This window comes from Pontibaca methylaminivorans (genome assembly GCF_900156525.1).
Lineage (GTDB): Bacteria > Pseudomonadota > Alphaproteobacteria > Rhodobacterales > Rhodobacteraceae > Pontibaca > Pontibaca methylaminivorans.
In genome coordinates this window covers 1-16,497 of record NZ_FTPS01000003.1, presented here as the reverse complement: position 1 = coordinate 16,497, position 16,497 = coordinate 1, and the positions used below count along the sequence as shown (strand labels likewise).

The window sequence follows — 16,497 nt, the reverse complement described above, 5'->3', positions numbered from 1 at the left end:
CGCCTTGTAACTCGACACGCGGTGATTAAAATAGGCCCATGCTTGAAATTTCACGAGCGGCTGCCCGGTTCGCTCGCTTTTCACCCGGAAAGGCACTGCATGTCATGGACCGATGAGCGTGTTGAACTGCTCAAGAAATTGTGGGGCGAAGGCCATTCGGCAAGCCAGATCGCCAAGGAACTTGGCGGGGTGACGCGCAATGCGGTGATCGGCAAGGTGCATCGCCTTGGCCTGTCCAACCGCACGGCCGGCACCGCTCCCAAGCCCGAGCCGGCCCCCGAGCCCCGGCCCGAACCGGTCGCCGCGCCGCGGGCCGAACCGGCCGCGAGGGCGGCGGCGCCGAAAGCACCGCCGAAGGCCGAACCCGCCAATGTCGCGGAAGAAGCCGCCCCCGCCACTGAGCCCCGGGTGGTGCCGCATGTGCGCAAGCCGATCATCCCCGCCGGCCAGCCGCTGCCGCCGCAGCCTTCGGCGAACGAGATCAGCCCCGAGGCGCTCGCCAAGATGAGCGAGGTCGAGAAGAAGGCGCGCAGGCTTGGCCTGATGGATCTGACCGAACGCACCTGCAAATGGCCGGTGGGCGACCCGGCCACCGATGATTTCTGGTTCTGCGGCCTGCCGGCCCAGCCCGGCAAACCCTATTGCGAAGCGCATGTGGCGGTGGCCTTCCAGCCGATGAACGCCAGGCGCAACCGCCGCCGCTGACACTCAAGGACACGGGCCAAGAACACACAGCGGACAGGTGCCCGCCCTGTCCCTTCAGGCGGCGCGTGCGGCCACGCCGAAGGCGTGACCCGGGCGGCGGTTCAGGCCGCCGCGCTCGGCCGCTGGCGGATATGGCGCTGCCAGCTCAGCGTTGCCCGGTTGCCGGCCGGAACCGGGCGGCGGATCACGCGGGCGAAGTCCAGGATCACGAAACAGGTGATGTCGGCCAGGGTGAAGTGGTCGGTGGCGACGAAGGGGCTTTGCTGCAGGCGGTCTTCGATCATGGCATGGAAATCCGCGACCTGCTCCTGCGCGCGTTCGGCAAGCGCGGCGATCTGGGGATAGTCGCGCGCCCCCGTCACCGCCCGGTCCTGCATGGCCGGGTGGCTGTTGCGGAAGGCATCGAACACCGGCCGCCCGCCCTGCCCCTCGACCACCGCGTTCCAGTTCAGCACCGCCGCGCGTTCCTCGATGCCGCGCCCCATGAGCGCGGGCTCGGGATGGAGCGCCTCGAGGTAATCCGCGATCGCGACGGTTTCGGTCAGCGCCTGTCCGGCCTCGGTCACGAGCACCGGAAGCGTCGCGCGCGGATTGATCCGCAGAAACCCGGGCGCGAGATGTTCGCCCGCCGCGATGCTGATCTCGCGCGTCTCGATCCCGAGCCCCTTTTCCGCGATCACCATCCGCACCCGACGCGGGTTCGGGGCGGTCGGACAGTCGAAGAACACCATCGGCATCATGCGCTCCTTTGTGGTCGGGCCGCCCGAAACCGGTCACGGAGCGGCCATGCTCGGGCAGGTCGCGGACGAAGTCCAGCCCCCGCGCGTGCCGCACCCCCTACCGTTCGGGCGGAGCGGTGGCTATATGCAGCGGGACTCCCAAAGGCTTCCGAGGTGCCCCATGTCGTCTGCCCGTGAAATCAAGATTGCCCCCTCCATCCTGTCCGGCGATTTCGCCGCGCTCGGCGCCGAATGCGAGGCGGTCGAAAGCCAGGGCGCCGACTGGGTGCATGTGGACGTGATGGACGGGCATTTCGTGCCGAACCTGACCTTCGGCCCGGCCATGTGCAAGGCGCTGCGGCCGCATATCCGGGGCGTGATGGATGTGCATCTGATGATCGCGCCGGTCGATCCCTATATCGAGGCCTTCGCCGCCGCCGGCGCCGACCGCATCACCGCCCATGTCGAGGCCGGCCCCCATATCCACCGCACCCTGCAGGCGATCCGCGCCAGCGGCACGGCGGCGGGCGTTGCGCTCAATCCCGGCACGCCGCTGAGCGCGGTCGAGCCGCTGCTCGACATGGTCGACCTGGTCTGCGTGATGAGCGTGAACCCGGGCTTCGGCGGGCAGAAATTCATCGACGTGACCGCCCGCATCCGGGCCCTGCGGGCGATGATCGGAGAACGTGCCGTGCATATCGAGGTGGATGGCGGCGTGGACATCGCCACCGCGCCGCTGGTGACGGCGGCCGGGGCGGATGTGCTGGTCGCGGGTTCGGCGGTGTTCCGCGGCGGCTCGACCGCCAATCCCGCGATCTATGGCCAGAACATCCGCGCGATCCGCAATGCCGCAAGCGGCGTGACCGTCTGACCCCGCCGGCCTGCCGGTGACCCTCTGACATCGACGGGGCTGCGCCGCTGCGGCCCGCTCATCACGCCCCTTCGCGACCAGAGCGGCCGGCGCACGCGGCCGGCCGGATGCTGCCCGTGCCGGCCTGCTTTTCCTGCCCGCCGCGTCCTGTTTCTACCGGCGCGGGAACTCCTTTGGCGGAAAGCTGTTATCCTCCTGACATGACGGGCATTCACAATCACGTCAGATGCCCGTGCAGCGTCAACAGATGCCGGAGGAAACAACATGAACGGAATCATCTATCTCGTCGGGCTTGTCGTCGTCGTTCTGGCGATCCTGTCCTTGCTGGGGCTGCGGTAACGGGCCGCTCGAGCTTCGTAACCCATCGTTGAAAGGACGGAAGGACATGCCTGAACGCACCGAAACACTTACTGCCGCCTCGGCGCCACGCAGCCTCCATGACGGAAGCTACGTGGACTGGCCGGCGGTCTTTGCCGGCGGGGTCGTCGCATCGGCCATCGCTTTCGTGTTCACGACCTTCGGCACGGGGATCGGGCTGACGCTGGCCTCTCCCTATGAGGGCGAAGGGTCGGCGCTGGCATCGTTGCTGGCGATCGGAAGCTGGATGATCTGGACCGTGGTCTCGAGCTTCATGGTCGGCGGATATATCGCCGGCCGCATGCGCCGCCGGATCGACAGCGCCAATGCCGATGAGGTCGGGATCCGCGACGGGATCCACGGGCTGACGGTCTGGGGCGTCGGGGTGCTCGTCGGCGCGGTCATCCTTGCGGCCGGTATCGGGCAGGCCACCGACGTGGCGAGCCGCGCCGAGGGGCCGATTGCCGAAACTGCGGCCGCCGCCATGGATGCCACCACGCAGGACGAAAGCAGCGCGGCAAGCGACGAGGCCGGAACCACGACCGCGCCGACGCCGCGAGAAGACCGCGCCGAGGCCGACCGCGCTCCCACTAAGGCGCAGGCCGACGAGGCGCGCAAATACGGGATCGTCGCCGCCTTTGTCGTCGCGGCTTCGCTCTTCATAGCGGCGGCTGCCGCATACTGGGCCGCGAGCCTTGGCGGGCGTCACCGCGACGAAGGCCGCGCCACGGCACGTTTCGGCCGCTGGACATGACATAGGAGGAAACGAGATGCCGGCCATTCTGCTCTGGCTTCTGGGCGTGCCGCTCTGGATCATCATCCTGCTGGTGCTGCTGGCCTGAATGGCCAGGGACCAAACGGGGCGCCTGCCCGCCCGTGATGCCGTCCCCCTCAGGGGGCGGCATTTTTCATGCGCGCCGGGACCGCCCGGTTTCAGCCGAACAGGTCGGACTGCGGGCGCGCGGTTTGCTGCGGCGGCACGAGGCCCAGATGCGACCAGGCCCCGTGCGCCAGCATCCGCCCGCGCGGGGTGCGCTGGATCAGCCCCTGTTGCAGCAGGAAGGGCTCGATCACCTCTTCAAGCGCATCGCGGCTTTCGCTCAGGGCGGCGCTCAGGGTCTCGATGCCCACGGGCCCGCCCATGTAGCTTTCGGCGATGAGGCGCAGATAGCGCCGGTCCGCCCCGTCGAGCCCCAGATGATCGACGCCGAGACGGCTCAGCGCGTTGTCGGCCAGATCACGGGTGATGACGCCGTCGCCCTCGACGATGGCGAAATCCACCACCCGCCGCAAGAGCCGCCCGGCGATGCGCGGCGTGCCGCGGGCGCGGCGTGCGATCTCGCGCGCGCCCGCGTCTTCTGCCGGCGCGCCGAGCTTTCTGGCGTTGCGGCTGACAATTTCGTGCAGCTCGTCCACGGTATAGAACTGCAGCCGGGTCGGGATGCCGAAGCGGTCGCGCAGCGGCGTCGTCAGCAGCCCCATGCGCGTGGTGGCGCCGACCAGCGTGAAGGGCTGCAGCTCGATCCGCACGGTCCGCGCCGCCGGCCCCTCCCCGATCACGAGGTCAAGCTCGAAATCCTCGAGCGCCGGATAGAGCACTTCTTCCACTGCCGGGTTCAGGCGATGAATCTCGTCGATGAAGAGCACATCCCGCGCCTCGAGATTGGTGAGGATCGCCGCAAGATCGCCCGCCCGCGCCAGCACCGGCCCCGAGGTCATGCGGAAACCGACGCCAAGTTCGCGCGCGACGATCTGCGCCAGCGTCGTCTTGCCGAGCCCGGGGGGGCCGTGGAACAGCGTGTGGTCCATCGCCTCGCCCCGCTGCCGCGCCGAGGCGATGAAGATGCTCAGGTTGGCGCGGGCCTCGGCCTGACCGATGAATTCGTCAAGCCGCTGCGGGCGCAGCGCACGGTCGATGTCTTCGCCCCTGCCCTCCGGGCCGTCTTCGGGCAGCGGCTCGGGGCGCAGTATCGGGTCGGAATCGCTCATGATCTTCGCCACCTTGCCGCTGCTATGCCTTGGGCGCCAGCAGTTTCAGCGCTTGCCGGATCAGCGCCTCCGCCCCTGCTTCCGGCGTCTCGCCCGCCGCCTGCGCTACTGCCGCTGCCGCCTCGGAGGGGCCATAGCCGAGGTTGCCGAGCGCCGAAAGCGCATCCGCCTGGGCCGAGGCACGCCCCTGCCCACCCGCTGCGGCCTCGCCGCCGGATGGCGGTGGCGTCACCGTTTCATCGTCGGTTGTGGGTGCGGCGCTCGGTGCGGGGGGTTCCGCGGCCGTGCCCATCGCCATGACGGCCGGGGCCTTGTCCTTGAGTTCCAGCACGATGCGCTGTGCGGTCTTGGGGCCGACACCGCGCGCCACCCGCACCGCCGCCCAGTCGCCGAGCGCGATCGCCCGCCCGAGCCCCTCGGCCCCGATCGCGCCGAGGATCGCAAGCGCCACCTTGGCCCCGACCCCCTGCACCGTGGTCAGCAGACGATACCATTCCTTTTCCACGAGGCTCGGGAAACCGATCAGCTGCAGCAGATCCTCGCGCACGACAAGATCGGTATAAAGCGAGACCGCCTCGCCCACCGCCGGCAGCGCGGCGAGCGTGCGCTCGGAGCAGTGGACGATATAGCCCACGCCGCCCACGTCGATCAGCACATGATCGCCGCCGCGCCAGTCGAGCCGCCCCCGGATCCGCCCGATCACGCCCGCACCTCGCGCAGGGTCCGGGCCGGCGCGGCGCTGTAGCGCGCATGGCAGATCGCGATGGCCAGCGCATCGGCGGCATCCGGCCCCTCGGGATCACAGCCCGGCAGTTGCAGCCGCACCATATGCAGGATCTGCGCCTTGTCGGCATGGCCGACGCCGACCACCGTCTTCTTGACGCGGTTCGGCGCATATTCCCCGATCCTGAGCCCCGCCTGCGCCGGCACCAGCAGCGCAACGCCCCGCGCCTGGCCGAGTTTCAGCGTGCCGGCCCCGTCGCGATTGACAAAGGTCTGTTCGATCGCGGCCTCGTCGGGGGCAAAGCGGGCGCAGATTTCGCTTAGCTGGCGGTGCAGAGACAGCAGCCGCTGGCCGAGTTCCCCCTCGCCGGAGCGGCAGGATCCGTTCGCCACGTGACGCAGCCGCGTGCCATCCGATTCGATGACGCCCCAACCCAGTGTCCGCAAGCCCGGATCAATCCCCAGAATCCGCATTCGACCGCCCTGCCCGCCGGCAATATGTTGCCTTTTCGACCCGCTAGCACGAAAAGCGAACACCGTCCACATTGCTGCGGTATTTTGCCCGGATTTGCCGCCTTGCGGCCGGCGGGACGCAGACGGCCTGAAAGCGACACAACAGGGGCTATAAGCGGCATGTTGAGCGTGAATTTTCCTTAGCCTTTCAAAGGTTTGCGCGAAACCGGCCAGCCATGCCGCGGCTGCATGGCTGCCATGTCCAAACACGACTTGCCGGGTCTGGAACAGGTGCCTAACTGCAACTCAAACGACCACGCTGCGCTTGCGCGCGCACAACGGCGAAGGAGATGAGTATGGCCGCTTTCGATACGACACGCACCAATTACGGCGCGCCTGGTTTTCTTGGCCGGGCCGGCGCAATGTTCACCGCAGTTCATGCCGGGATCGCCTCCTGGAACGACGGCCGCAGCGCGCGCAAGGCGCTTGGCCGGCTGTCGGACCGTCAGCTCGAGGATATCGGCCTTGTCCGCGGCGATATCGAACTGATCGCCGCCGGCAAGCATCGGCGCTGAACGCCGGGGGCCATCCGGGCACATGATCGACCGGATCCATTGACGCCGCGCGGGCAGCACTCGCGCGGCGTTTCTTTTGTCGCTTCGGATCACCGGTGCCACAACGGATCCGGGCGTGCCCTCCGGTCAACCGCTCCGCCGCAGAAGCAGCGTGGTCCAGTCGCCCAGATCCATGCGCGAAAGCTCGGCAAAGCCGGCCTGCGCATAGCCCTGCGCCACACCGGCGGCCTGTTCGGTCAGGATGCCCGACAGGATCGCATGACCGCCGGGGGCGAGGCTCGCGGCGAAATCCGGCGCCAGCGCCAGCAGCGGCCCCTTGAGGATATTGGCAAGGATCAGGTCAAAAGGCGCAAGAGCGGCAAGCTCGGGATGGGCAAGCCCCGCCGCCTCGACACAGGCGATCCGCCCCGAAAGCCCGTTCACCTCCAGATTGGCCCGCGCGACCTCGACCGCCACCGGGTCGATGTCGGAGGCGATGATCGCGGCGCCTTCCCAGAGATGCGCCGCCGCCATCGCCAGCACCGCGGTGCCGCTGCCCACATCAATGATGCGCCGGGGATCGGGTGCATCCGCCCCGGCAGCCAGTTGTTCAAGCATCAGCAGACAGCCGAGCGTCGTGCCGTGGTGGCCGGTGCCGAAGGCCATCGCCGCCTCGATCCGCAGCGGCACGCAACCCTCGGGTTCGCGGCCGGCGTCATGGCTTCCGTGCACCCAGAAGCGCCCGGCCCGCACCGGCGCCAGTTCACGACGCACATGGGCGACCCAATCGGTTTCGGGCAGTTCCGAAACCGTGAAGGGGCGCGCCTCGAACGCCGCCGCGAGCAGCGCCAGCGCCACCGCGTCGGGCTCTGCCTCGAAATAGCCGCCGACCTCCCAGAGGCCGGAGCCGTCCTCGAGCTCGAAAACGCCGACGCCGACCGGGACCGGCTCCATCCGCTCCATGGCGGTGCCGAGCGCCGCCGCCCGGGCCTCGTCGGGCAATGTGGTAAGGGCAGTGAATACGGGCATATCACGGGCTCCTGCTGTGGCCGCGCCCTGCGCCTATTGCCGATCACGGCCACGGTCAAGCCGCCGCCCCCCGCAACCCCGCCCGGAGCGGAGGGCGCAACATTGCAGAGTTGAAACATCGCCTTGATTGACGCATGCTCCCCCCGCATTCTAGAGAAGGAGACCGATATGCGTACTCGTGCCGCTGTCGCGCTCGAGGCGGGAAAACCGCTCGAAATCATGGAAGTCGAACTCGAAGGCCCCAAGGCCGGCGAGGTCATGGTTGAAATCAAGGCAACCGGTATCTGCCACACGGATGAGTTCACGCTGTCCGGCGCCGACCCCGAAGGGATCTTTCCGGCGATCCTCGGCCACGAAGGGGCCGGCGTGGTGGTCGAGATCGGCGAGGGCGTGACCTCGGTCAAGCCGGGCGATCACGTGATCCCGCTTTACACCCCCGAATGCCGCCAGTGCGCCTCGTGCCTGTCGGGCAAGACCAACATGTGCCACGCGATCCGTGCGACCCAGGGCCAGGGGCTGATGCCCGACGGCACGACCCGGTTCAGCATGCTCGACGGCACGCCGATCCATCACTACATGGGCTGCTCGACCTTCGCGAACCACACCGTGCTGCCCGAGATCGCCCTGGCCAAAGTGCGCGAGGACGCGCCCTTCGACAAGATCTGCTATATCGGCTGCGGCGTCACCACCGGCATCGGCGCGGTGATCAATACGGCCGGTGTCGAGATCGGCTCGACCGCCGCGGTGTTCGGGCTGGGCGGCATCGGGCTGAACGTGATCCAGGGCCTGCGGCTTGCCGGGGCGGACATGATCATCGGCGTCGATCTGAACGATGAAAAGCGCACCATGGCCGAACAGTTCGGCATGACCCATTTCATCAACCCGAAGAACGTCGAGAACGTGGTTCAGGAAATCGTCGGGATGACCAAAACCGACTTCGACCCGATCGGCGGCGTGGATTACAGCTTTGACGCGACCGGCAACGTGCAGGTGATGCGCGACGCGCTCGAATGTTCGCATCGTGGCTGGGGGCAGTCGATCATCATCGGCGTCGCGCCCGCGGGGGCCGAGATCAGCACCCGTCCGTTCCAGCTGGTCACCGGCCGGGTCTGGAAGGGCACGGCCTTTGGCGGCGCGCGCGGCCGCACCGATGTGCCGAAGATCGTCGACTGGTACATGGACGGCAAGATCGAGATCGACCCGATGATCACCCACACCATGCCGCTCGAGGACATCAACAAGGGCTTTGACCTGATGAACCGGGGTGAATCGATCCGTTCGGTCGTGCTGTACTGAATGGCGGCCGAGAGCACCCATCTCGCCATCCTGATCGACGCCGACAACACCTCGCCCAAATATGCGAAAGCGATCTTCGACGAGATCGCCTCGCTGGGCGAGGCATCGGTGCGGCGCTGCTATGGCGATTTCTCCAGCTCGCAGATGGCGGGCTGGTCGCGGGTCCAGGCCGATTTCGGGCTGGTCCCGCACCACCAGCCGGCGAATACCGTGGGCAAGAACGCCAGCGACATCGCTCTGGTGATCGACGCGATGGATCTCATGCACACGGGGCGGTTCGACGGCTTCGTGCTGATCAGTTCCGACAGCGATTTCACCCGCCTCGCAAGCCGCATCCGCGAACAGGGAATAGACGTGTTCGGCATGGGCATGCAGAAGACGCCCTCGGCCTTCGTCAAGGCGTGCAAACGGTTCATATACCTTGAAAACCTCGGTGACCGCGAAGAGGACGACACGGCACCGGAACGTTCCTCCGCCAGCCGGCCGCTAGCGGAGGCGCGCGACCTGATCCTGAAGGCGATGGACGCGATCGACCAGGATGACGACTGGTATGCGCTGGGCAAGCTCGGCCAGTTCATCACCGCCGCGAACCCCGATTTCGACACGCGCAGCTTCGGCAAGCGCAAGCTGAGCGACCTTGTCGCCGCGCTCAAGCGCTTCGAGACCCGCCGGGGCGAGGGAAACCAGATCCTCGTGCGCCGGATCGACTGAGAAGCCGGCCCCCTGCCGCCGCCCGAAGGCCGTGATGGCGGCTTGCACCGGCGGGGGCAGCCCTGTAGTTTGGAATAATTCTAAACTAGGGGCATCCGATGCGCTTTCTTCCGCAACGCAAACGTTTCCGCGACCTGACCGAACAGGAAATCCTCGCCCTTGCCATCTCGTCCGAGGAGGACGACGCGCGCATCTACCGCAGCTATGCCGAACGCCTGCGTGGCGACTATCCGGCCAGCGCGCGCATGTTCGAGGCCATGGCCGAAGAGGAAGACGCCCATCGCGCGCAACTGATCGCCCTGCACGAGGCGCGGTTCGGATCCACGATCCCCCTGCTGCGGCGCGAACATGTGGCGGGCTATTACAACCGCCGCCCGGTCTGGCTGATTCAGAATCTCGGGCTCGACCGCATCCGCGCCGAAGCGGCATTGATGGAACATGATGCCGAACAGTTCTACCTTGCCGCGGTCCGGCGGACAGGCGATGCCGAGACGCGGCGCCTGCTCGGTGATCTGGCCGCGGCCGAGGCGCGCCATCAGACACTGGCCGGTGATCTGGCCGAGGCGCACCTGGTCGGAGACGCCCGCGCACAGGAAGACGCCGCCGCGCATCGCCAGTTCGTCCTGACCTGGGTGCAGCCGGGGCTTGCCGGGCTGATGGATGGCTCGGTCTCGACCCTTGCGCCGATCTTTGCCACCGCTTTCGCGACCCATGACACGCAGACCACGCTGCTGATCGGGATTGCTGCCTCGGTCGGGGCCGGGATTTCCATGGGCTTTACCGAAGCGGCCTCGGACGACGGGGAAATCTCCGGCCGCGGCTCTCCGGTGAAGCGCGGGCTTGCTTCGGGCATCATGACCACGCTTGGCGGCATGGGGCACGCCCTGCCCTATCTCATTACCGATTTCTGGACCGCGACCACGCTGGCCTTTGTCATCGTCTTTGTCGAACTCTGGGCCATCGCCTGGATCCAGCGGCGCTATATGGAAACCCCGTTCTTCCGGGCCGCGTTCCAGGTGGTGCTCGGGGGTGCGCTGGTGCTGGCGGCGGGCATCCTGATCGGCAGCGGCTGAGGCCCCGGACTGGACCTGAACGCCCCCAGCCTGTAGCCATGGCGGCGATCAAGCGGAAACAAGAGGAGTGAAAAGGTGGAAACCATCTCTGAAAATGCCTGTTTCGGCGGTGTCCAGGGCGTCTATCGCCACAAGTCCGACAGTTGCCGGTGCGACATGACCTTCGGCCTTTTCCTGCCCGAAGAGGCCCGGGACGAGAATGTGCCGCTGCTCTGGTATCTGTCCGGGCTCACATGCACCCATGAAAACGCCATGACCAAGGCCGCCGCGCAGGGCTGGGCCGCCGAGCACGGCATCGCGCTGGTCTTTCCCGACACCTCGCCGCGCGGCGAGGGCATCGCCAATGACGATGCCTTCGACATGGGCCAGGGCGCGGGGTTTTACGTCAACGCAACCGAAGATCCGTGGAAGCCGCATTTCCGGATGTGGGATTACGTCGCCGAGGAACTGCCCGCGCTTCTGGCCCGGAATTTCGCCATCGACGCCGAGCGGCAGTCGATCACCGGCCATTCCATGGGCGGGCACGGGGCGCTGACGCTGGCGATGAACCTGCCCGAACGCTACCGTTCGGTTTCGGCCTTCTCGCCGATCTGCAACCCGGCCAGTTCGGACTGGGGGCGCAAGCAGCTTTCCGGCTATCTGGGCGCCGATGAAAGCAAGTGGGCGCGCCACGACGCCTCGCTTCTGATGCGCGAAAAGGGCTTTGACGGCCCGATGCTGATCGACACCGGCACCAATGACCAGTTCATCGAGCTGCTGCGCCCCGAAACCCTAGCCGAAGCGATCGCCGCGCGCCGCCAGCAGGCCGCGTTCCGCATGCAGCCGGGGTACGATCACAGCTATTTCTTCGTCTCGTCCTTCATGGAAGACCACATCGCCTTCCATGCCGAGGCGCTCTGGACCTGATCCGGGGCGGCGGGTGCGCCTGCGGGCGCGCCCCGTCCCGCCCTACTGCCGCGCGCTCCAGCTGATCGAGGCGCGGCGGCGGGTGTGGAATTCGCCCATCAGGCCGATCATCGTCAGCGCGATGCCGACCCAGAGGGCATATTTCCAGCTTGTGAACAGCGGCGTGTAGTTCAGGAACACGAATCCGCGCGCCTGGTCGATGCAGTGGAACAGCGGATTCCAGTCGAACAGCGCCAGCATGAAGGCCGGCAGCGAGTTGGCGAGGAACATCTTGCCCGACACGATCATGCTCGCCCGCTGATAGGCCATGGTCGCGACGCTTACGAAGGTCGGAAACCAGGGCTTCAGCGCATAGAAGATCAGCCCGACCGAACAGCCCGTGAACCAGCCGAGCAGCACCATGCCGACCGCGCCAACGGGATCGTCGATGGTGATCGGGGTAAAGGCGACGTGATAGACGAACAGGATCACCGCCATCGACAGGATCTGCACGTAAAGACAGGCCAGCGCCGCCGAAGACACGGAAATGACCGTATTCATCGGCGCGTGTTTCATGATCGCGCTGGCCGGCCCCTCGGCGCCGGTGACCGCACCCACGGCCTTGACGTGGCACATGAACAGGAAGATGCCCGACATGATATACAGCAGGAAATCGCCGCGCAGCGCCGTCGAGCGGATGCCGAGCACCACGAACATCGCGTAGAACACCATCACGAACACCACCGATTGCAGGATGTTGACGCCGATGGCGATGAAGGCGTTGTTGTGACGGCGGCGGATATTGCGCACCGCCGAGTGATAGATCAGCTCGAGCAGGTGAAACGCGCCTGCAAGCCTGCCCCGTCGCTGTCCCGTGTGAAACATGGTGCCGATCCCGTGTGCCGGCACCCGAGACCGGGGAACTCTGCCCGCATCTTGTCGTTCTGCCGTTGGCAAAGCATAAAAGGCGGCAGGTCCGAATGCAATCTCGCCCAGCGGACCTGCCAGCAGGAACGGAGTCCGCCGTGGATCAGGAACGCCTTCTTCATGTGATTCGAAAGCTCGCCATCCAGGCCGGAGAGCGGATCATGGAGATTTACAACTCGGACGATTTCGAGGTCCGGACCAAATCCGACGAAAGCCCGGTGACCGAAGCGGATGAATCCGCCGACCGGCTGATTTCCGCCGGGCTGCGCGACGCCTTTCCCGATGTGGCGCTGGTGACCGAGGAACAGGCCGCCTCGCACCGGCACAGCGGGGATACGTTCTTCATCGTCGATCCATTGGACGGCACCAAGGAATTCGTCAGGCGGCGCGGCGATTTCACGGTGAATATCGCCTGGGTCGAAGGCGGCACGCCCCGGCGCGGGGTGGTCTATGCGCCGGCGCGCAGGCGCATGTTCCTGACCCTTGCCGATGGCAGTTCGGTCGAGGAAACCGGCCCCTTCGACCCCGAGCAAATCGGCGCCACTACACCGCTGCGCGTGGCGCAGGCCGACAACGCCGCGCTGCGCGTCGTCGCCAGCAAATCGCACCGCGATGCCGAAACCGACGCCTATATCGCCCGCTACGAGGTCGGTGACGTGAAAAGCGCCGGTTCCTCGCTGAAATTCTGCCTTGTGGCCAGTGGCGAGGCCGATCTTTATCCCCGTCTCGGGCGCACCATGGAATGGGACACGGCCGCGGGTCATGCCGTCCTTGCCGGTGCAGGCGGGCAGGTTCTGCGGTTCGACGATCTTGCGCCGCTGTCCTATGGCAAGGACGGTTTCGCCAACCCGTTCTTCATCGCCTGTGCCCCCTCGGTCCGACTGGAGGAAAGCTGATGGCCGTTCTTGTCGTCATTCCCGCCCGCTATGCCTCGAGCCGCTTTCCCGGCAAGCCGCTTGCGCGGCTGCGCGGTGCCAGCGGCACCACGAAAAGCCTGATCGAACGCTCGTGGAATGCGGCCCGCGCCGTCGAGGGGATCGAACGCGTGGTGGTTGCCACCGATGACGATCGCATCCGCGAGGCGGCGCAGGAATTCGGCGCCGAGGTGGTGATGACCTCGCGCGATTGCGCGAACGGCACCGAACGCTGCGCCGAGGCCCATGCAACGCTTGGCGGCGACTTCGATTTCGTGGTGAACCTTCAGGGGGATGCGCCGCTCACCCCGAGCTGGTTCGTCGAGGATCTGATTGCCGGGCTGCGCAACGCGCCCGAGGCCGAAATCGCGACTCCGGTGCTGCGCTGCGACGGGCACATGCTCGGCGCGCTGCTGGCCGATCGCCGCGCGGGCCGGGTCGGCGGCACGACGGCCGTGTTCGGCGCCGACCGGCAAGCGCTTTATTTCAGCAAGGAAGTGATCCCCTACACCGCTGCCGCGCCCCAGAGCGACGCCGAACAGACCGCCGTCTTTCATCACGTGGGCGTCTATGCCTATCGCGCGGCGGCGCTCGCCGCCTATCCCCGCTGGCCGACCGGGCGGCTTGAACTGCTGGAGGGGCTCGAACAGCTGCGCTTTCTCGAACAGGGCCGCAAGGTGCTTTGCGTCGAGGTCGAATCGCGCGGGCGCCAGTTCTGGGAGCTGAACAACCCCGAGGATATTCCCCGCATCGAGGCCATGCTGGCCGACATGAAGATGAAATGATCCCCACGCCGGGCGCGGCTCCGGCTCCGGCCCGGGCCGGTGTCAGCGTCAGCGTCGTGGTGGTCAGCCACGGCCGGCCGCAGGCGCTGTGCCGCTGCCTGACCGGGCTCGCCCGCCAGATCCACGACCCCTACGAGATCATCGTGGTCGCCGACACGCCGGGGCGCGCGGCGCTCGCCCGCCTGCCCTTTGCCGCCGGCCTTCATGTAACCGGCTTCGACGAGGCGAACATATCGCGTGCCCGCAATCTCGGCATCACCGCCGCCGCCGGGGATATCGTCGCCTTCATCGACGACGACGCCGTGCCCGAGCCGGCCTGGCTGCATCATCTCGCGGCGGCGTTTTCCGACTCCGCGGTGGCGGCGGCGGGTGGCTATGTGCGGGGCCGCAACGGCATCTCGTTCCAGTCCCGCGCGCGTTCGGTCGATCATTGCGGGCGCACGGCCCCGATCCGGCTGCGCGGCCCGCATCCGGTGGCGCTCACCCCGACGCGGGAGCGCGCGATCAAGCTTGAAGGTACCAACATGGCGTTCCGGCGCACGGTCATCGCCGGGCTTGGCGGTTTCGACCCGCGCTATCGGTTCTTTCTTGATGAAACCGACTTGAACCTGCGCATGGGCCGGCGCGGCCTGGTCAGCGCCATCGTGCCGCTTGCGCAGGTGCATCACGGCTTTGCCGCAAGCCGCTTGCGCCGCGCCGACCGGGTGCCGCGCGACCTGCACGAGATCGGCGCAAGCTGGGCCGTGTTCCTGAGCGCCCATGCCCCGGACCGGCTCGATGCCGCGTGGCGGCGGGTGCAGGCCGGGGAACGCGCCCGTGCCATCCGCCACCTGATCGCCGGCGGGATCGAACCCGCGGACATGCGCCGCCTGCTCGCCTCGCTCGAGGCCGGATTTGCCGAAGGGCTGACGCGGCGCGCACAGCCCCTTGTTTCCCTGCCGCCGCCTGCACGCGATTTTTCCCGCTTTGTGCCCCTGTCCGGGCCGGGCGACAGGTTTCTTGCAGGGCCTTCGTGGCGGCTCGGGGCGCTCCGGGCGAAGGCCCGCGCGCTTGCCGAGGGCGGCACCAACGTGACCCTGCTCAGCCTCTCGCCGAGTGCGTTTTTTCATCGCATGGAATGGCGCGACACACATTGGGAGCAGCGCGGCGGCCTGTTCGGGAAAAGCGACCGCAGCCAGCCCCTGCTGGCGTTCTGGCGCCCCTCGCGCCGCATCGAGGCGGAACGGGAACGGATTACAGCGGCACGGTCGGCGGCGGAATTATGCCTCGAATCCGCCGGGCCTGATTGACAGGCTCGGCAAGGCCCTGAATGATCGAGTGGAGCGCCGGCAAGGACGGGTCCGCCCTGCCCGCATACCGGGCGCCGCTTTCAAGGGCACGCGAATTTCACGCCGGCCGATATTTGGATCAAGAGGTTTTCAATCATGCACGACAAGGTCACCAAGGCGATTTTCCCTGTGGCAGGGCTCGGCACCCGTTTCCTGCCGGCGACCAAATCCGTTCCCAAGGAAATCATGACCCTGGTTGACCGTCCGCTCGTGCAATATGCGATCGACGAGGCGCGCGCCGCCGGCATCACCGATTTCATCTTCGTCACCTCGCGCGGGAAATCGGCGCTCGAAAACTATTTCGATCATGCGCCGATGCTGGAAAGGGAGCTCGAGGAAAAGGGCAAGGACGAGCTCCTGAAGGTGCTGAAATCCACCTATATGGAAAGCGGCGAGGTGGCCTATCTGCGCCAGCACCGGGCGCATGGGCTTGGTCATGCGGTCTGGTGCGCGCGGCGCCTGATCGCCGACGAGCCCTTCGCCGTGATCCTGCCCGACGACGTGATCGCCGCCGGGCGCCCCTGCCTGCAGCAGATGGTCGAGGCCCATGCCGAGACCGGCGGCAACATGGTCGCGGCGATGGAGGTTCCGCACGACCAGGTGTCGTCCTATGGAATCCTCGACGTGAACGGCGAACGCGACCGGGTGCTTTCCGTGCGCGGCATGGTGGAAAAGCCGAAGCCGGCCGAGGCGCCCTCGAACCTTGCCGTGATCGGGCGCTATATCCTGACGCCTTCGATCCTGCGCAATCTCGAGCGGATCGAGGCCGGTGCGGGCGGCGAAATCCAGTTGACTGACGCCATCGCCGCCGACATCAGCGCCGGCAATCCGGTGCATGGCTACCGCTTCGAAGGCGAGCGTTTCGACTGCGGCTCCAAGGCGGGCTTCCTGCAGGCGACGGTGGCCTTTGCTCTGGCGCGGGACGATCTGCGCGACGACCTGCTGCGCTATATCCAGGACACCGTGATCGTTCCCAAGGCGGCACAGTAAGACCAGGGCGGGCCAGCCGACATGAAAACCATACTCGTCACCGGCGGGGCAGGCTATATCGGCTCGCATGCCTGCAAGGCGCTGAAGGCGGCGGGTTACATCCCCGTCACCTATGACAATCTGCTGACCGGCTGGCGCGACGCGGTGAAGTTCGGCCCCTTCGAGGAAGGCGACCTTTCCGACCGCGC

Annotated in this window: 19 protein-coding genes; 13 read left to right on the top strand and 6 right to left on the bottom strand. The window is 67.0% G+C overall.

Features of this window, described 5'->3' with window-relative positions; translation table 11 throughout:
* Positions 1-99: 99 nt before the first annotated feature.
* Positions 100-705: a GcrA family cell cycle regulator gene (locus B0B01_RS12230; protein WP_076650355.1), complete on the top strand. Its 606-nt coding sequence runs from the start codon at positions 100-102 to the stop codon at positions 703-705.
* A gap of 101 nt (positions 706-806) precedes the next feature.
* Here the strand turns inward: B0B01_RS12230 and B0B01_RS12225 are convergent, their stop codons facing one another.
* Positions 807-1,445 carry a glutathione S-transferase family protein gene (locus B0B01_RS12225; protein ID WP_327082997.1) on the bottom strand — a complete coding sequence of 213 codons (639 nt, stop codon included), beginning with the start codon at positions 1,443-1,445 and terminating at the stop codon, positions 807-809.
* Between the two features lie 160 nt (positions 1,446-1,605).
* On the opposite strand from B0B01_RS12225, the gene rpe reads away from it, so the two are divergent.
* Both rpe and B0B01_RS12215 read left to right on the top strand, forming a co-directional pair.
* Positions 1,606-2,295 carry a ribulose-phosphate 3-epimerase gene (gene rpe, locus B0B01_RS12220; RefSeq protein ID WP_076650354.1) on the top strand — a complete coding sequence of 230 codons (690 nt, stop codon included), beginning with the start codon at positions 1,606-1,608 and terminating at the stop codon, positions 2,293-2,295.
* 385 nt (positions 2,296-2,680) lie between these two features.
* On the top strand, positions 2,681-3,406 hold the full coding sequence (locus tag B0B01_RS12215) for a hypothetical protein (protein WP_076650353.1): 726 nt from the start codon (positions 2,681-2,683) through the stop codon (positions 3,404-3,406).
* Between the two features lie 179 nt (positions 3,407-3,585).
* Here B0B01_RS12215 and ruvB read toward each other — a convergent pair whose 3' ends face one another.
* The 3 genes from ruvB to ruvC are packed head-to-tail and all read right to left on the bottom strand — an operon-like array spanning position 3,586 to position 5,838.
* Positions 3,586-4,641 (bottom strand): Holliday junction branch migration DNA helicase RuvB, encoded by a 1,056-nt coding sequence (gene ruvB / locus B0B01_RS12210; protein ID WP_076650410.1) that lies wholly within the window; start codon positions 4,639-4,641, stop codon positions 3,586-3,588.
* A gap of 22 nt (positions 4,642-4,663) precedes the next feature.
* A complete protein-coding gene (ruvA, locus tag B0B01_RS12205; RefSeq protein WP_076650352.1) occupies positions 4,664-5,344 on the bottom strand; it encodes a Holliday junction branch migration protein RuvA in 681 nt (226 codons plus the stop codon).
* A complete protein-coding gene (gene ruvC, locus B0B01_RS12200; RefSeq protein WP_076650351.1) occupies positions 5,341-5,838 on the bottom strand; it encodes a crossover junction endodeoxyribonuclease RuvC in 498 nt (165 codons plus the stop codon). Before ruvC ends, ruvA begins: the two co-directional genes overlap by 4 nt.
* A gap of 335 nt (positions 5,839-6,173) precedes the next feature.
* On the opposite strand from ruvC, the gene B0B01_RS12195 reads away from it, so the two are divergent.
* A complete protein-coding gene (locus tag B0B01_RS12195; RefSeq protein WP_076650350.1) occupies positions 6,174-6,392 on the top strand; it encodes a DUF1127 domain-containing protein in 219 nt (72 codons plus the stop codon).
* 126 nt (positions 6,393-6,518) lie between these two features.
* On the opposite strand, the gene B0B01_RS12190 is transcribed toward B0B01_RS12195, so the two are convergent.
* Positions 6,519-7,400 carry a 50S ribosomal protein L11 methyltransferase gene (locus B0B01_RS12190; RefSeq protein ID WP_076650349.1) on the bottom strand — a complete coding sequence of 294 codons (882 nt, stop codon included), beginning with the start codon at positions 7,398-7,400 and terminating at the stop codon, positions 6,519-6,521.
* A 168-nt stretch (positions 7,401-7,568) separates the two neighbouring features.
* Between B0B01_RS12190 and B0B01_RS12185 the strand changes: the two genes are divergently transcribed.
* From B0B01_RS12185 to fghA, 4 genes are all read left to right on the top strand, one after another.
* Entirely contained in the window at positions 7,569-8,696 is a 1,128-nt protein-coding gene (locus tag B0B01_RS12185; RefSeq protein WP_076650348.1) for an S-(hydroxymethyl)glutathione dehydrogenase/class III alcohol dehydrogenase, read from the top strand.
* The gene (locus B0B01_RS12180) at positions 8,697-9,407 is read left to right on the top strand and encodes an NYN domain-containing protein (protein ID WP_076650347.1); all 711 of its coding nucleotides are present in this window, start codon (positions 8,697-8,699) and stop codon (positions 9,405-9,407) included.
* A gap of 98 nt (positions 9,408-9,505) precedes the next feature.
* Positions 9,506-10,480: an iron exporter MbfA gene (mbfA, locus tag B0B01_RS12175; protein ID WP_076650346.1), complete on the top strand. Its 975-nt coding sequence runs from the start codon at positions 9,506-9,508 to the stop codon at positions 10,478-10,480.
* Positions 10,481-10,555: 75 nt separating this feature from the next.
* Entirely contained in the window at positions 10,556-11,386 is an 831-nt protein-coding gene (gene fghA / locus B0B01_RS12170) for an S-formylglutathione hydrolase (RefSeq protein ID WP_076650345.1), read from the top strand.
* A 42-nt stretch (positions 11,387-11,428) separates the two neighbouring features.
* Here fghA and B0B01_RS12165 read toward each other — a convergent pair whose 3' ends face one another.
* Positions 11,429-12,250 (bottom strand): ABC transporter permease, encoded by an 822-nt coding sequence (locus tag B0B01_RS12165; RefSeq protein WP_076650344.1) that lies wholly within the window; start codon positions 12,248-12,250, stop codon positions 11,429-11,431.
* A gap of 95 nt (positions 12,251-12,345) precedes the next feature.
* Here B0B01_RS12165 and cysQ point away from each other — a divergent pair, with 95 nt between their 5' ends.
* From cysQ to B0B01_RS12140, 5 genes are all read left to right on the top strand, one after another.
* The gene (gene cysQ, locus B0B01_RS12160) at positions 12,346-13,188 is read left to right on the top strand and encodes a 3'(2'),5'-bisphosphate nucleotidase CysQ (protein WP_076650343.1); all 843 of its coding nucleotides are present in this window, start codon (positions 12,346-12,348) and stop codon (positions 13,186-13,188) included.
* The gene (locus B0B01_RS12155; protein ID WP_076650342.1) at positions 13,188-13,991 is read left to right on the top strand and encodes a 3-deoxy-manno-octulosonate cytidylyltransferase; all 804 of its coding nucleotides are present in this window, start codon (positions 13,188-13,190) and stop codon (positions 13,989-13,991) included. The genes cysQ and B0B01_RS12155 overlap by 1 nt, the downstream gene beginning before the upstream one ends.
* Positions 13,988-15,280, top strand: coding sequence for a glycosyltransferase family 2 protein (locus tag B0B01_RS12150; protein WP_076650341.1), 1,293 nt, complete (start codon positions 13,988-13,990; stop codon positions 15,278-15,280). The genes B0B01_RS12155 and B0B01_RS12150 overlap by 4 nt, the downstream gene beginning before the upstream one ends.
* Positions 15,281-15,415: 135 nt before the next feature.
* The gene (gene galU, locus B0B01_RS12145; RefSeq protein WP_076650340.1) at positions 15,416-16,309 is read left to right on the top strand and encodes a UTP--glucose-1-phosphate uridylyltransferase GalU; all 894 of its coding nucleotides are present in this window, start codon (positions 15,416-15,418) and stop codon (positions 16,307-16,309) included.
* Between the two features lie 21 nt (positions 16,310-16,330).
* A partial coding sequence (locus B0B01_RS12140) for an NAD-dependent epimerase/dehydratase family protein (protein ID WP_143733102.1) occupies positions 16,331-16,497 on the top strand: 167 nt, incomplete at its 3' end.

What these genes read in the sequence shown, in the direction of transcription:
- B0B01_RS12230 (WP_076650355.1), top strand. Translation starts at nt 100, where the DNA reads ATGTCATGGACCGATGAGCGTGTTGAACTGCTCAAGAAATTGTGGGGC.
- B0B01_RS12225 (WP_327082997.1), bottom strand. Translation starts at nt 1,445, where the DNA reads ATGATGCCGATGGTGTTCTTCGACTGTCCGACCGCCCCGAACCCGCGT.
- rpe (WP_076650354.1), top strand. Translation starts at nt 1,606, where the DNA reads ATGTCGTCTGCCCGTGAAATCAAGATTGCCCCCTCCATCCTGTCCGGC.
- B0B01_RS12215 (WP_076650353.1), top strand. Translation starts at nt 2,681, where the DNA reads ATGCCTGAACGCACCGAAACACTTACTGCCGCCTCGGCGCCACGCAGC.
- ruvB (WP_076650410.1), bottom strand. Translation starts at nt 4,641, where the DNA reads ATGAGCGATTCCGACCCGATACTGCGCCCCGAGCCGCTGCCCGAAGAC.
- ruvC (WP_076650351.1), bottom strand. Translation starts at nt 5,838, where the DNA reads ATGCGGATTCTGGGGATTGATCCGGGCTTGCGGACACTGGGTTGGGGC.
- B0B01_RS12195 (WP_076650350.1), top strand. Translation starts at nt 6,174, where the DNA reads ATGGCCGCTTTCGATACGACACGCACCAATTACGGCGCGCCTGGTTTT.
- B0B01_RS12190 (WP_076650349.1), bottom strand. Translation starts at nt 7,400, where the DNA reads ATGCCCGTATTCACTGCCCTTACCACATTGCCCGACGAGGCCCGGGCG.
- B0B01_RS12185 (WP_076650348.1), top strand. Translation starts at nt 7,569, where the DNA reads ATGCGTACTCGTGCCGCTGTCGCGCTCGAGGCGGGAAAACCGCTCGAA.
- B0B01_RS12180 (WP_076650347.1), top strand. Translation starts at nt 8,697, where the DNA reads ATGGCGGCCGAGAGCACCCATCTCGCCATCCTGATCGACGCCGACAAC.
- mbfA (WP_076650346.1), top strand. Translation starts at nt 9,506, where the DNA reads ATGCGCTTTCTTCCGCAACGCAAACGTTTCCGCGACCTGACCGAACAG.
- B0B01_RS12165 (WP_076650344.1), bottom strand. Translation starts at nt 12,250, where the DNA reads ATGTTTCACACGGGACAGCGACGGGGCAGGCTTGCAGGCGCGTTTCAC.
- cysQ (WP_076650343.1), top strand. Translation starts at nt 12,346, where the DNA reads ATGCAATCTCGCCCAGCGGACCTGCCAGCAGGAACGGAGTCCGCCGTG.
- B0B01_RS12155 (WP_076650342.1), top strand. Translation starts at nt 13,188, where the DNA reads ATGGCCGTTCTTGTCGTCATTCCCGCCCGCTATGCCTCGAGCCGCTTT.
- B0B01_RS12150 (WP_076650341.1), top strand. Translation starts at nt 13,988, where the DNA reads ATGATCCCCACGCCGGGCGCGGCTCCGGCTCCGGCCCGGGCCGGTGTC.
- galU (WP_076650340.1), top strand. Translation starts at nt 15,416, where the DNA reads ATGCACGACAAGGTCACCAAGGCGATTTTCCCTGTGGCAGGGCTCGGC.